Annotated in this window: 14 protein-coding genes and 1 tRNA gene; 5 read left to right on the forward strand and 10 right to left on the reverse strand. The window is 55.6% G+C overall.

Annotated features, from left to right (window positions below; translation table 11 throughout):
- The first annotated feature begins 73 nt into the window (after positions 1 to 73).
- From WBM93_RS13575 to WBM93_RS13585, 3 genes are all read left to right on the forward strand, one after another.
- The gene (locus WBM93_RS13575; protein WP_424432399.1) at positions 74 to 1447 is read left to right on the forward strand and encodes a class II 3-deoxy-7-phosphoheptulonate synthase; all 1374 of its coding nucleotides are present in this window, start codon (positions 74 to 76) and stop codon (positions 1445 to 1447) included.
- Between the two features lie 65 nt (positions 1448 to 1512).
- Positions 1513 to 1683: a hypothetical protein gene (locus WBM93_RS13580; protein ID WP_424432400.1), complete on the forward strand. Its 171-nt coding sequence runs from the start codon at positions 1513 to 1515 to the stop codon at positions 1681 to 1683.
- Between the two features lie 86 nt (positions 1684 to 1769).
- Positions 1770 to 2321, forward strand: a complete 552-nt coding sequence (locus tag WBM93_RS13585) for a hypothetical protein (RefSeq protein ID WP_424432401.1) — start codon at positions 1770 to 1772, stop codon at positions 2319 to 2321.
- 1 nt (position 2322) lies between these two features.
- Here WBM93_RS13585 and WBM93_RS13590 read toward each other — a convergent pair whose 3' ends face one another.
- From WBM93_RS13590 to WBM93_RS13610, 5 genes are all read right to left on the reverse strand, one after another.
- Positions 2323 to 4596, reverse strand: coding sequence for a CHASE2 domain-containing protein (locus WBM93_RS13590; protein WP_424432402.1), 2274 nt, complete (start codon positions 4594 to 4596; stop codon positions 2323 to 2325).
- A 49-nt stretch (positions 4597 to 4645) separates the two neighbouring features.
- Positions 4646 to 5992: a FecR domain-containing protein gene (locus WBM93_RS13595; protein WP_424432403.1), complete on the reverse strand. Its 1347-nt coding sequence runs from the start codon at positions 5990 to 5992 to the stop codon at positions 4646 to 4648.
- A gap of 23 nt (positions 5993 to 6015) precedes the next feature.
- Positions 6016 to 6711 (reverse strand): response regulator transcription factor, encoded by a 696-nt coding sequence (locus WBM93_RS13600; protein WP_424432404.1) that lies wholly within the window; start codon positions 6709 to 6711, stop codon positions 6016 to 6018.
- 244 nt (positions 6712 to 6955) lie between these two features.
- Positions 6956 to 7030: transfer RNA gene (locus WBM93_RS13605), tRNA-Gln, on the reverse strand.
- Between the two features lie 92 nt (positions 7031 to 7122).
- Positions 7123 to 8220 carry a branched-chain amino acid aminotransferase gene (locus WBM93_RS13610; protein WP_424432405.1) on the reverse strand — a complete coding sequence of 366 codons (1098 nt, stop codon included), beginning with the start codon at positions 8218 to 8220 and terminating at the stop codon, positions 7123 to 7125.
- A 102-nt stretch (positions 8221 to 8322) separates the two neighbouring features.
- Here WBM93_RS13610 and WBM93_RS13615 point away from each other — a divergent pair, with 102 nt between their 5' ends.
- Positions 8323 to 8835 carry a MarR family winged helix-turn-helix transcriptional regulator gene (locus WBM93_RS13615; protein WP_424432406.1) on the forward strand — a complete coding sequence of 171 codons (513 nt, stop codon included), beginning with the start codon at positions 8323 to 8325 and terminating at the stop codon, positions 8833 to 8835.
- Between the two features lie 50 nt (positions 8836 to 8885).
- Here WBM93_RS13615 and WBM93_RS13620 read toward each other — a convergent pair whose 3' ends face one another.
- The 3 genes from WBM93_RS13620 to WBM93_RS13630 all read right to left on the reverse strand — a co-directional run bounded on the left by WBM93_RS13620 (position 8886) and on the right by WBM93_RS13630 (position 10490).
- Positions 8886 to 9392, reverse strand: coding sequence for a YbjN domain-containing protein (locus WBM93_RS13620; RefSeq protein WP_424432407.1), 507 nt, complete (start codon positions 9390 to 9392; stop codon positions 8886 to 8888).
- A gap of 142 nt (positions 9393 to 9534) precedes the next feature.
- On the reverse strand, positions 9535 to 9879 hold the full coding sequence (locus tag WBM93_RS13625) for an accessory factor UbiK family protein (RefSeq protein ID WP_424432408.1): 345 nt from the start codon (positions 9877 to 9879) through the stop codon (positions 9535 to 9537).
- A gap of 62 nt (positions 9880 to 9941) precedes the next feature.
- A complete protein-coding gene (locus tag WBM93_RS13630; protein WP_424432409.1) occupies positions 9942 to 10490 on the reverse strand; it encodes a TspO/MBR family protein in 549 nt (182 codons plus the stop codon).
- 260 nt (positions 10491 to 10750) lie between these two features.
- On the opposite strand from WBM93_RS13630, the gene WBM93_RS13635 reads away from it, so the two are divergent.
- On the forward strand, positions 10751 to 12565 hold the full coding sequence (locus tag WBM93_RS13635; protein WP_424432410.1) for an ABC transporter transmembrane domain-containing protein: 1815 nt from the start codon (positions 10751 to 10753) through the stop codon (positions 12563 to 12565).
- Between the two features lie 87 nt (positions 12566 to 12652).
- Here WBM93_RS13635 and WBM93_RS13640 read toward each other — a convergent pair whose 3' ends face one another.
- Both WBM93_RS13640 and WBM93_RS13645 read right to left on the reverse strand, forming a co-directional pair.
- Positions 12653 to 13105, reverse strand: a complete 453-nt coding sequence (locus WBM93_RS13640; RefSeq protein WP_424432411.1) for an ExbD/TolR family protein — start codon at positions 13103 to 13105, stop codon at positions 12653 to 12655.
- Between the two features lie 45 nt (positions 13106 to 13150).
- Positions 13151 to 13672: an ExbD/TolR family protein gene (locus WBM93_RS13645; protein WP_424432412.1), complete on the reverse strand. Its 522-nt coding sequence runs from the start codon at positions 13670 to 13672 to the stop codon at positions 13151 to 13153.
- Positions 13673 to 13785 lie beyond the last annotated feature (113 nt).

Here is a 13785-nt window from a genome sequence, read left to right on the forward strand (position 1 = left end):
GTTTCCCTTGCCTTCGCTCTTGACTCCCGCCTAAAGGCTCTCGATTTTATACGAAACGAAACGGAGCGCGCTGATGGCGACGAATTGGACGGCAAATAGCTGGCGGGATTTTGAAGGGCTGCACATGCCCAGCTATCCTGACGCCGCCAAACTGGCGGAAACAGAGGAGCTGCTAGGCAGTTACCCCCCACTGGTCTTTGCCGGCGAAGCGCGCAGCCTGAAACAGGATCTGGCCGAAGTGGCCGCTGGCAAGGCATTCCTGCTGCAGGGCGGCGATTGCGCCGAAAGTTTTGCGGAATTTCACCCGAACAATATCCGCGACACATTTCGCGTCATCCTCCAGATGGCAGTGGTGCTCACTTATGCATCAAAGCTGCCGATCGTTAAAGTCGGCCGCATGGCTGGCCAGTTTGCCAAACCGCGCTCTTCCGATGTTGAAGTGCAGGATGGCGTCGAATTGCCGAGCTATCGCGGGGATATCATAAACGGTATCGAATTTGATAGCAGCCGCCGTGACCCCGATCCCGACCGGATGGTCCGCGCCTATAATCAGGCCGCCGCAACCCTCAACCTGCTACGGGCCTTTTCGACCGGCGGCTACGCTAACCTCAAGCAGGTTCACGGCTGGACCCATGATTTCATGGCGCGCAGCCCGTGGGCAAAAAAATTCGAAGAAACAGCCGACCGGATTGGCGAAGCGCTGGCCTTCATGGAAGCCTGCGGCATCAATCCCGACACAGCGCCGCAATTGAAGGCCACGTCCTTTTACACCAGTCATGAAGCGCTGTTGCTGCCCTATGAACAATGCCTCACCCGGGAGGATAGCTTGACCGGTGACTGGTATGATACCAGCGCGCATTTCCTCTGGATTGGCGATCGGACCCGTTTCGAGGGTTCGGCGCATGTCGAGTTTCTGCGCGGTATCGGCAATCCGATCGGCATGAAATGCGGTCCGTCACTGACACCAGATGCCCTTTTGAAAATGCTTGATACGCTCAATCCGGCGCGCGAGGTCGGCCGGATCACCCTGATCACCCGTTTTGGTCATGATAAAGTCGAAAGCGGACTGGCGCCGCTTGTCCGGGCTGTCAAACGCGAAGGCCATCCGGTTGTCTGGTCATGCGATCCGATGCACGGCAATGTCATCAAGGCGGACAGCGGTTACAAGACCCGGCCATTTGACCGTATCCTTACCGAAGTGCGGGGCTTTTTCGCCGTCCACCGTGCAGAAGGCACATTTGCCGGGGGCATTCATTGCGAAATGACCGGGCAGAACGTCACCGAATGCACCGGCGGTGCCGTGGCGGTAACCGACGCATCTCTCGGCGATCGCTATCACACCCACTGCGACCCGCGCCTCAACGCCGCACAGTCACTGGAACTCGCTTTCTTGTTGGCAGAAATGCTCAACCAGGAACTGTCCGACCGCGCGCGGGAAGCCGCCTGATCATGGTCGAGAAGGCACGAACCGAACGCATGCGCCCCGAAGATTATGCGCCTGGAGAATCACCGATGACAAGCAGAGCCACAATTGTCCGCAAGGAAATCGTCAGCAAAGGTGTGGGATTTGGCAGCGCTCTTGCCATCGCCATCAGCTTCACCACGCACAAGTCTATTTTGTGGGCAGTCATCCACGGTTTCTTCTCCTGGCTCTATGTGATTTATTACGCACTGACCCGATAGTCCCCCTCGATCAACGCCAATTATCGTGACTTTATCGACCCGGCAGACTATCAAAAGGGCTGGCAAGAATTCGGCTGGAGAACGCGATGACCCGATCACTCCTGTGGATATTGGCTGGCGCAATGACGGTATCTGCTTGCGCCGGGCCAGTTGAAACGCGTGTCCAGACGCATCAGGTAACCGCGGCGGCTGAACTGAAACAATTTGCGTTGTCCGCAAACGATGCTGTGGAAAACCGCGATCTGGTGCTTGCCAGCGATCTGGTCGCCCGCTCATTGACGAGGAAGGGATATCAGTCCTCTCCGGATGCATCGATACTGGTGCACGTTGCGCTGTCCTCCCGGCCAGCAGATATCGCAATCGATTCTGGCGTTAAAAATGCCGTGCAATCGATTGCCACTGCCAAATCTCAGAAGCGGTTCCAATCGTGCAAGGATCAGGAGCATCGATTGACCATCAGTCTTTTCGATCAGGCGCGCGGCACACAATTATACACTGGCAGCGCCGCAGAATATCACTGCAAAGGCACAATCGCGCAGTCTATGCCTTTCCTGATTGATTCCGCGTTGTCCGGACTGGACAGTGATGAGAGCGCAGCCCCGCGCAGCGAAACCCGTATCCGTCAAGGCATTGAATGAATCATCCGGCGTGATCCTCGATCTCTGGAGCCAAGGGCAAAATCACGGTAAAACAAGCACCGCCAGTTCGATGATTTTCCCCCCTGATTTGACCGCCGTGCCGTTCCACAACCTTGGCGACAAAGTTCAATCCCAGCCCCGCCCCCTTAATTGATGAATGCGCTTCGCGGTCATCGCTGGCAAAACGGTTGAAAAGCTGGTCCAGCATCTCGTCAGACATTCCTGGTCCCTGATCAGCAATTGCCACCGACACATGGGGTTGTCGATCCAGCTCGGTGACCCTTATGGAGATGTCCACCCGACCGCCATCCGGGCTATATTTGATCGCGTTGTCAATCAGGTTGACGAACGACCGATAGAGGCTGGATGGCTCCCCGCTTACAAAAGCACCATCGGACTGATCATCCAGTTCGCAGACGATCGCCCGCGCGTTACTGAGCGGCCACAGATTGTCATTGGCTTCGGCGACCAGTTCCGCGAGCAAGATGTCTTCACCTTCAAATTCACTGGAATCAAGGCGCGCCAGTCCGACAAAATTGTCCGCCAACGCCAATGTTCGCCGTGCATGGCCTTCGATCCGGTTTGTGGTTTCGTCTCGCTTGTTTCCGTCCAACAGAGCCAGAATCGCCGCCTGCGGCGCGCGCATGTCGTGGGATAGCAGTTGCAGCACCTCTTCCCGCTGCTGTGCGGCATGGGCGACTTCCGTGATGTCCGCGAGATAATGGATATGGCCTTTCAACACCCCGTCATCCGACATGACCGGCGCGCGGCGCATCGCGAAAATTTCTCCGTGCAGGGAAGTGAAATCGACATAATCATGTTTTGTCGGCCGATTCTTGAGATCGAGATAATCCTTCACTCCCTGCCGATCAGCGGGCGAAACAAATCGGTTTACCATGTCATCGAGTGCAAGATCCTGTGCGCCGTCTTCCATTCCGGCCTGCGCCAGCCGGTTGACGAATTTGACCTTGCCATCGAGATCGGTGATGAACATCGGATCGGGGAGATTACTAAGCGCATCATTGATGAACCGCCGCAAATCGCGAACGTGGGAAATCGCATGGGTAAGCTTCTCGGCTTGACCGGTGATGACATCGACTGGCCCAAAATCACCGTGCATGATCGGGATATCGATTTTTGATCGCTGAAAATTTTGTAGCTCGCTGTCCATGAAGTCACTCGTCGCCTGCAACCGTCGCCATCCCCAGATCGGGTAAACCATAACTACACCCAGAAGGGCCGTAGCGGGCGCAAACCAGAGTCTGAATTGCATCAGGATCACACTGACGAGCAGAATCGCCAATATCAGGCCGAACGAGACCATGATGGTGGTTCTTGGTCGCCAACGCCAGAAACCGATCAGCAGTATCCAGGTCGGAAGCAGCGATAGTGACACTTGCTGCCAGAACGAGAGGGGGACGATGAAATCATCCCGCGCGATCGCACCAAACAGATTAGCCATGATTTCAACCCCGGCGAGCGTCGCACCATCGCCGAGCGGCACCGGATATTGATCTCCCAAACCGCTGGCCGTCGCGCCAATCAGAATGATCTTGCCCCGCAGGAAAGTGACGGGAACTTGACCGCCCGCCAACGCGGAATAGGAGATGGATGTATATCCGCCGCGCTGTGCAAACGGCATCAGCAGGTTCTGTTCGCAATCTTGCAATCTATCATAGGCTGAGGAAGAATTGCCTTTGATTGACCGATAGAGTTGCTCGATCAGATGAGGCCATTCTTGTCCCGAAACCTTGTCACCAAAGCACAGAGCTGCACGGCGAACAACTCCATCCGTATCGGATACCAGATTCACATGACCAAGTCCGGCGGCGGCGTCGCGAAAGGCGGCAATCGGCTGTTTGACATCATACTCGGCACCATTGCTGCCCGGAAAAACGAAATGTAGCGGCAGAAACAGATTTGCATTGCCAGCGATCGACCGCGCCAACTGCGCGTCGTCTTTAGGATCCCCGGGTTCGCTGAGAAGAATATCGAAACCAATCGCCTTTGGATTACCCTTGGCCAGTTGATCGAACAGTTCGGCATGGCGCAGCCGACGCCAAGGCCATTTCCCGAAAGCTGCAAGGCTATCCTCGTCTATTTTGACAATCAGAATTTCGGGTGACGGCTCTGGTCGATCAATCGCAGACAACTGATCATAGACCAGATTGTCGAGACGCGTGAGACTGTCCCAATAGGCCAGAGCCGCAACCACACAAGATGCCAGCAAAGCCACGGCCAGCCATTCCATGCCGAGTCGTCGGCGCAGTCTCATCGGTGATCGTGCCTCCGCAGAAAATCGGTCAAGAGCCGGGCCCAGGCAGTTAGTTGGCCACGGTCAATTTTTCGAAATCGGTCCACTTTTCGATTGCTTCCCGGTCTTCCGGATCACTGGAAAACTGGATCACGCCCACCCGCCAGTAATATTCCCCGTCCGGGAGGTCCGACAAAGTGACAGTGTCGGTCGAGAGCGCTGTTTCGTCGATGATCGGAATAGCGGTTTTGCTGTCTTTGAGAATCTGGAGCCGGTAGAATCTCTTCCCCTCGCCTTCGCCGAACCATTTAAATCGATAACCGAAATCGCCAGCATCCGCGCTGCCGCCCAACGTGCTGAGCTGACGCTTGAAGCTATAGGTCGCCGGCATGCCTTCGAAACCGTCGGCCGCCAGAGCGGTCACCTTCGCAAAATATCGTCCGTTGGGAATCGCTTCTAGGTCGATCACCGTTCCCTGTACTTGCGATTCTGCCACAATATCTACGAAGCCGGCATCCGATGCAATGGCTATGCGATGAGCGATCGCCGTGTCGCGCGGTGCAATGACAAACCGCAAATCCGCTTCCGACTGTATTTTTGCAGGATCCAGAAGCTCCGGCGGTGTCAGCAATTCCGCCTTGGCAATCGCTCCGGTCACCGTCGCCGCCGCGCCAGTACCAGCAGGAATAGAGATCAAATTTCCGCTACTCAGGCTTTCCCCGGCCGCCACGACGACTTCACCCTCTACCGTTTCGGAAAAGACTGTCCCCGATATCTCATCTACTCTGGTGCGATAGTCAGTGCCGCGAACGGCGGAGACCGCAACCGGAGTCCGGACGCGATAGCGATCAGCTTTCTTTTGCAGCGGCGCAACTTTCGACCGGATGCGTCCTTTGTCGACGGCAATTTCATAATCGACGCTATCGGTCAGCAAAATGTGGCGAAGACGGGTTATTCTGACGTGGCTGTTGGACGGCAGGGAAACCCGCGATCCATCTTCCAGTTGCAGCGTTAGGAAGCTCCGCGCGGCGGTCGTTATACGGCTGCCTTCGCCGACGTTAAGCCCTTGGATGGGTGTCAGATTCCGGCCACCAGTCGCAATCGAAATATCCCCTCGAAAAGCGCTCAGGCTGGCCTCGCTCGGACGATATTTCAGCAGATTAACAGGGATAAGAAGGGATTTTCCGACCGGGATCCGGCGAGGATTGGGGATGCGATTGAGTCGCTGTACCGCTAAATAGTCCGACCGCTTGCGAAGATATTTGTTCGCCAGGTCAAACAGTGTGTCTCCACGCTTGAAAACATAAGCGATTTGCTCGCTTTCGGGACTTTTTTGAGCGGCGGTTTCATGGGGCGCTAAGGCGAACGCAAAAATCAGAAAGCTGGCAAAAAAGCGAAGGCCCGGTGGTGGAATCAAATTCCGCAAATCTCCAAACACCATCACCCTCCGTTGCCAAGCGTCTCCAATCTGTAGCCATAGCCGAAAACCGTGAAAATCCGAAACCCGTTTTCGGGTTTCAGTGCCAGTTTGGAACGAATTCTCGAAACATGCATGTCGAGTGTACGGGTGGCGAGATGGGCGTTGGTGCGCCAGACTGTTTCCATGATATATCGCCGTGACAGGGTCCGGTCGCGATTGCGGAACATCAGATCAGCAAGTTCGAACTCTTTCGCAGTCAGAGCGACTTCCTTCTCTCCATGCCTAACCGTCTGTTCGATGCGATTGAGCAAATAATCGCCATATTCAGCCGTCGGTTCCATTGCCGATGCACCGCTATTTCTGCGCAGCAGCGCATTTATGCGCGCGGCAATGACATTCTTGTCTTCCGGCTTGGTGATATAGTCATCGGCCCCGGCGTTAAGCGCGTCACTGACGTCCTGCTTGGCTGTCCGGCTGGTCATCATCATCACTGGCGGGCAGTCGTCGACCGCGCTGCCCATCCATTCCAAAATCTCCATACCGGTCTTGCCGGGCATATTCCAGTCGAGGATTACCAGGTCAAACGTGTCGCGCAGCAAGGCATTGGTGAGAGCCGTACCGTCCGCATAGCCCGAATAGACGTATCCCTGTCCTTCGATTATTCTACCCAGAAACTCGATTATTTCCGGATCATCATCGGCTATCGCAATACGCATTTCTATTCTCCCGGTAGTCCCCCGGCATTGATGCCGCGAACACCTCTTTTTCAGGTGACGTTATGGTTTGCGTTTTACTACCAATTAAAGGGGCTTGACCAGAATTACAGGCACGTATTTACAACCATTTACATATTAGCTTTTCAGACAGCAGTAAGGAGAGGCTGCGACAGTCTTGCGCTGCTCGCGAAGGATTCGGAAGCCGGAGGAAAGTTCCGCCTGATCCCTCTATTGCTGTGAAAACTGGTTGGGGTGGCAGGATTCGAACCTGCGCATGGCGGCATCAAAAGCCGCTGCCTTACCACTTGGCGACACCCCAATAGCGACGGACCGATTGTTGCCCGGTTGTGCTTGTGAACGGGCCTATTATCCAGTTTGCCTGCAAGGAGCAAGAGCCAGTTATATCTAAGTCTAGAACAGCCTTTTAACCCAGCCGTGATCATCCGGCGCGATACCACGCTGGATATCGACCAATCGCCGCCGCAATTTTTCCGTTAACTGGCCGGGACCTCCACCGCCGATAGTGAATTCACCTCCGCTCGAACGGACCGTGCCAACGGCCGTGACCACAGCTGCCGTACCGCAAGCGAAGGTTTCGATCAGCTTGCCACTGGCTGCGTCGGCTTCCCACTGGTCGATGGCATAGGATTCTTCTGCAACCGTCAGGCCCTCTTCACGAGCCAGCGTCATGATCGAATCGCGGGTAATGCCGGGCAGGATTGTTCCGCTCAATGGCGGTGTGATCAGCTTGCCATCGTCCATGACGAAAAACAGATTCATTCCGCCGAGTTCTTCGACCCACTTGTGTTCCGCCGCATCGAGGAAAACGACCTGATCACATTTCTTCTCGATTGCTTCGGCTTGCGCGATCAGACTGCCGGCATAGTTGCCGCCGCATTTGGCCGCGCCGGTGCCGCCGGGTGCTGCGCGGCTATAATGTTCAGATACCCAGATGCTGATCGCCGAAGCACCGCTTTTGAAATAGCCGCCAGCCGGGGAGGCGATCACCAGATAGAGGTACTCCTTGGCCGGGCGGACGCCGAGAAACACTTCGCTCGCGAACATGAATGGACGCAGATAAAGCGAGCCGCCTTCGACCGAAGGAAACCATTCGCGGTCGATATCAACCAGCGCCTCGACCGAATCGAGGAAAAGCTGTTGCGGCAATTCCGGCATCGCCATTCGCCTTGCAGAAGCCTGGAACCGTTTCGCATTTTCTTCGGGACGAAACAGCGCGGTTGCGCCATCGGCCAGCCGATAGGCCTTAATGCCCTCGAATATTTCCTGGGCATAATGCAGCACCGAGGACGCGGGATCCATCAATATCGGTTCGCGCTTGGCGATCCGGGCGTCGTGCCACCCTTCGGCCTCTGTATAGCGGATCATCGCCATATGATCGGTGAACAATGTGCCGAAACCGGGGTTTTCCAACAGTCTGGTCCGCTCGCTGGCATGCACCGGCGTAGCGCAGGGCTCCAGTCTAAATTCGAGGCTTGTTTTATCCGCCATATGCTGCCGCTTTCGCTGTGAACCATGCCAACCATTGGAAGAAATGGAAGCATAATCCAATTATCTTGCAATCCTCTAATCAGCCTGTCAAGATACGTCAACATGACTGACGTATCTCGCCCTGCCACTTCTCCCGGAGCTTCTCCGCTTTTTCTGCGCGAGGATGAAATCCGTCGCGGCATCGAGCTACTCTATTTCGGCTATACCAGGCTTACCAATGCGATTGATCAGGAACTTGCCAAACAGGGGCTCGGGCGTGCGCATCACCGGGCCTTATATTTCATTGCCCGGCAGCCCGATCTGACCGTCGGTGAACTGCTCAAATTATTGGCAATCACCAAACAATCGCTTGGACGGGTTCTGAAGGAACTGCAGGACCGGGATTTCATCCTCACATCGCCCGGCGTTGGCGATCGACGGCAGAAATTGCTGCGCCTGACCGAGAAAGGTGCTGGCCTGGAAGCGGAGCTGTTTCGACAGCTGCGTCAAAAACTTTCTTCCGCCTATGTTTCGGCGGGACAGGAATCGGTGACCGGTTTCTGGCATGTTCTGGAAGGCCTGATCCCCGCAAGCGACTGCAAGATGGTATTTGATTTGCGCGGGGACAACGCCTGAGCCAGGACAAGGCGAGGAATTGATCGCCCGGATAGGATCCCGTCAGATTGTCAGGCTTCACCGGCCGTATCGACCATGGCATGTTCGATTGCATCCTGCGGACTCTTGTCGCTCCACAAAACAAACTGGAAAACCGGATAAAAGCGCTCCCACTCTTCAATCGCCAGATCGACGATCGTCTGGGCCTGGTCCAGACCCAGCATACCGCTGCCACCAAGCAGGGTTGCATGGCGGAAAAGCAATATATTGTTGTTCGACCATAGATCAAAATGGCCCAGCCAAAGCTGCTCGTTGATCAGACCGAGCGTTTCGTAAATAGCGGTTTTCTTGTCTTCCGGAACGCGAATCTCCGGCAACAGCAGGATTTGCAGGACATGATCCTCGTTCCGCCAGATCGCGCGCATCTGATAGCTGGTCCAGTTGCCCTTGATCTCGACCGACAACTCGTCCTCGCCGACGCGATTCACCGACCAGCCGCGCGCCTCGAAAAAGGCCGCAAGCATATCCACGGGCGGCGCTTCTTCCTGATCAAGCTGTTCCCATTGGTCGTCGAGCATTGTGGTTCCAGATCCCTTCCAATTGAAAGCGTAGTGGCCCACTCGCCGGATCAGGGCAAGGCAACGAAGCATCTCGCCTCACATTGATTGTGGGAACGCTGTGGATAATGAACGGTGGTCGAATGCCGATCAGGCTGAGCGATCAGTTACCGGTTTTGGGAGACCGCGCTTTGGATGCTGTCGGTTTGGGTGCTGCCGCCTTGCGGGCTGTGGCACGTTTAGCGGCCGGTTTTTTCGCAGAGGTGGCGGTACCTTTTTCGAGTGCATCAACACGCTTCTTCAGCGTATCGGCTTCGGCCCGTGCCTTGGCTGCCATTTCCTTCACCGCCTCGAACTCGTCGCGCGAGACAAAGTCCATCCCGCCAAACCATTCCTTGGCGCGCTCCCGCGCGCTGGCTTCGGCTTCACGTCCGACACCGGCGACCGTGCCGGCAAGGCCGTTTAAAACTTTGGAAAGATCGTCAAAAAAACGGTTCTGGCTTTGCATTTCATTAAACTCCGTCGCTGGCCCTTGCGGCCCGAAAAAATTATTGTCCGGTAACTGGTGCCCTATATCTGGGATCTTGCGGCCGGAACAACAAGGGTTTCCGCTCCCGGATTTAGCCAGTCGATCTGCTTGTTGAGTACTGCCGCAAAACACAGCCACGCCAGATAAGGTACCATAAACCAGGCGGCGGCCTTGCGGATTCGCCCGAAAACCAGCGTCGTACCCAGCGCAAGCAGGAAAATGATGACGAGAAACCAAAAGGCAGCCGCCACCTGATGCATGCCGAAGAACAGGATCGGCCAGAACAGATTAAGTGCATATTGAACCAGGTACAATATGATTGCAGGGCCACGCAATGGCGCGCCGCGGGCATGGAGCACCATGGCGAAGGCGGTTCCCATCATTGTATATAGCAGCGCCCAGGTGGCGCCGAATACCCAGCCCGGCGGCTGCATCGCCGGTTTGATCAACGACTGGAACCAGCGATTTTCTTCACCCGAATTCGCAAATTGACTGAATGCAAAACCGAGCAGCACGGTGACCGGAACGATGAACAATATCCACCGGAGCAGGGACATCCGTAGCTGACCTTTGGAAGCAATCTGATTCATGGGGGGAGGAGCATCCTTGATCGAAAATTACACGAATCGTCCGGGTTGGCTTATTCCCGAACCTCCAATGCTTTTAACAATCTCTCGGCATTTGGCCAGCACTATGCGGTTAACCTCAAACCACCGGAAATCCGGACAAAATCATCGCTGCCCTTGGTATTTTCCGTTTGATCGCCATGTTGGTTGATCGGGTATATTCCCATAGAAACTGCACAATCGAGTGATTGTGACATATAGAACGGGCTGCTACGCGCTTTGCTATGAACGATAAAACCAATTCCAGCGACAAAGAAGCCCCTCCTGCCCGGCTCCAGAAAATCGGTAATCTGCGGATGGTGTTCGATCGCGCCATCCATTATCCCAAAGCAATTGTGTTTGCCTTGCTGTCGCTGTTCGTCGCCGCGATGGCGACACTGGCCATACCGGCTGGCTTTAAAACCATTATTGACAAGGGGTTTATGGCTGGCAACGGCGATATCGCTCCGTATTTTCAAGGCCTTCTGGGCATCGTCGCGATTCTTGCGATAGCCACCGCATTCCGATTCTACTTTGTCAGCTGGCTGGGCGAGCGGGTAGTCGCCGACCTCCGGCTCGCCGTTCAGGGCAATCTGCTGCGGCTCGCCCCGGGTTTTTTTGAAGAGAACCGGCCATCGGAAATTGCATCCCGGATGACCGCCGATACCGCGGTTATCGAACAGGTGGTCGGGACGACAGTGTCCGTGGCTCTGCGCAACATAGTCATCGGGATCGGCGGGATCATCTATCTCTTCACCCTGGCCCCTGCATTGACCGCCGGACTTTTGATGGCGATTCCGGTGATCATTCTGCCGATTGTATTTATCGGCCGTAGGCTGACCAATGTGTCGCGCTTCAGCCAGGACCGGGTCGCCGACGTCGGCGCTATGGTTGCCGAAACTCTCGGCGCGATGAAGATCGTACAGGCCTTTGGTCAGGAAAAGCGCGAGCATGAACGATTCGGCGGTGCTGTCGAGGCCACTTTTGACACCGCAAAACGCAGAATCCGGTTGCGCGCAGCGATGACCGCCATAGTTATCGGTCTGATTTTCACCGGCATCACCATGTTGATGTGGCGGGGCGCGATAGGCGTCTCGAACGGATCGATATCTGGCGGTACGATTGCCGCCTTTGTGCTCACCGGTGCTCTCGTAGCGGGTGCCTTCGGCGCTCTCACAGAAGTCTATGGCGATCTGCTGCGCGGTGCCGGAGCAGCGGGCCGGCTGGCGGAATTGCTCTCCGAGGAACCGGGCATTGCGGCACCGGAAAATCCCATCGCCCTGCCGTTGCCCTCGCGCGGCAAGATCGCGTTCGACAATGTTACATTTTCCTATCCAACCCGCCTTGACGTCCACGCGCTCAGTAATTTTTCGCTCACTGTTTCGCCTGGTGAAACCGTCGCTGTGGTAGGACCATCCGGTGCCGGTAAATCAACCCTGTTTCAGCTGGCCCAGCGCTTTTACGATCCGCAAGGCGGCTCGGTACGTATTGACGGCGTAGCCCTGCCCTCTGCCGATCCTGCTGAGATCAGGCAACGCATGGCACTGGTACCGCAGGAAACAGTGTTATTTGCCGCATCGGCGCGTGACAATTTACGATATGGCAAGTGGGAGGCAACAGACGAGGAAATATGGGAGGCCGCGCGTGTCGCCAACGCCGAGAAATTTCTTCGTGCCTTGCCCGACGGCCTGGACAGTTTCATGGGCGAAGCGGGTACGCGGCTGTCAGGCGGCCAGCGCCAGCGCATCTCGATCGCTCGCGCACTGCTTCGCAACACGCCAATCCTGCTGCTTGACGAAGCTACATCCGCGCTGGACGCGGAAAGTGAAAAGCTGGTGCAGGACGCGCTGGACCATTTGATGAAGGATCGCACAACCATCGTCATCGCCCATCGTCTGGCGACGGTACGATCGGCTGACCGGATCATCGTGATGGATGAGGGCCGGATCGTAGAACAGGGCGACCATGATAGCCTGATTGCCAAAAACGGGCTCTATTCGCGGCTGGCGGATCTCCAGTTCAGCAGCGCCGAGACAAGCAGACCAAAAGCCGCAATTTAACATTTCTGGGGCGTCGAACATAAAAAAGGGGCCGCGATAAGATTATCGCGGCCCCTTTTTGTTTCTATATTGCCAGCCTAGTTTGGCCTAGTTTGGATTGCGGCTCGCTTTGTTAAAGCTACCGTATAATTCGTTGCCGACAAATCCAAATTTGGTCACGCCGCTGGTCTTGATTACCGCCAACGTCCGGTCGGTGGTTAGATAAGCGCTCAGCGGATCGGGCTGGAACTGCAGTTCCGGTTCGGGAACCATAGATTTGGTCTGCGCCAGAAATTGTTTGACCTGATTCAGCGTTACCGGGCTGTCGTTCCAGGTTATCTGGTTGGTTGCCGTAATCCCGAGACGGTTTTTGACCGGATCGACAAAATCTTCCGGCGGCGGACTGTCATCCGCGACCGGGAGGTCGATTTTGACCGCGTGCGTCTGCACCGGGATTGTGATGATGAACATGATGAGAAGAACCAACAAGACGTCGATGAGCGGCGTCGTGTTCATCTCCATCATTGGCTCGCCATCATCTCTTCCGCCACTCATTGCCATTCGTGCGTCTCCTTAACCTTGTATAATTCTAGTTGCCGGCCGAAACTATTCGACGACAATCGGTGTGGACAGAAAGCCTACTTTCGCAAATCCGGCACGCTGCATAGTGTATATTGCGCCGCCGATGCACTTGTAGGGCGTGTTGATGTCTCCGCGGATATGAACTTCGGGCATATCTTCAGGAGTCATGTTTTCAACCCCACCAAAGGCATCAATCTGGTCTTCCAGCGCTTTCACTGCTCGGGTCACCAACTCGGTGGAATCGACCGGAGTGGTGTTCCAGTAGACGCGGCAATTACCGCCGGGAGTAGCTCCTGAATATTCTGGATCACCCGGATCACGTCCTGCAGCATCGGTCGTTGTAACCGACAGCAGCACATTCTCACGCTTCGTCGTGGTCACTTCGAACGGAAGCACCGGAAGTTCAAGTTCCACTGACTGGATAACCACCGGCACCGCGATCAGAAAAATGATCAGCAGGACCAGCATCACGTCCACGAGTGGGGTTGTATTAATGTCGGATAGAGGAGTCTCCTCCTTGCCACCGCCCCCAACATTCATCGCCATAGGATTTTATCCTCTCAAAACTTTACTTTCTGCAAGGAGCGAACGCTCCCTGGTCGTGCGTTGGTCGGGTTGCTGCCGCAAGCCACGGCTAGCGACCCGACCCCCGACTTATG

Source organism: Parasphingorhabdus sp. (genome assembly GCF_049667325.1).
In the GTDB taxonomy this organism is placed as follows: domain Bacteria; phylum Pseudomonadota; class Alphaproteobacteria; order Sphingomonadales; family Sphingomonadaceae; genus Parasphingorhabdus.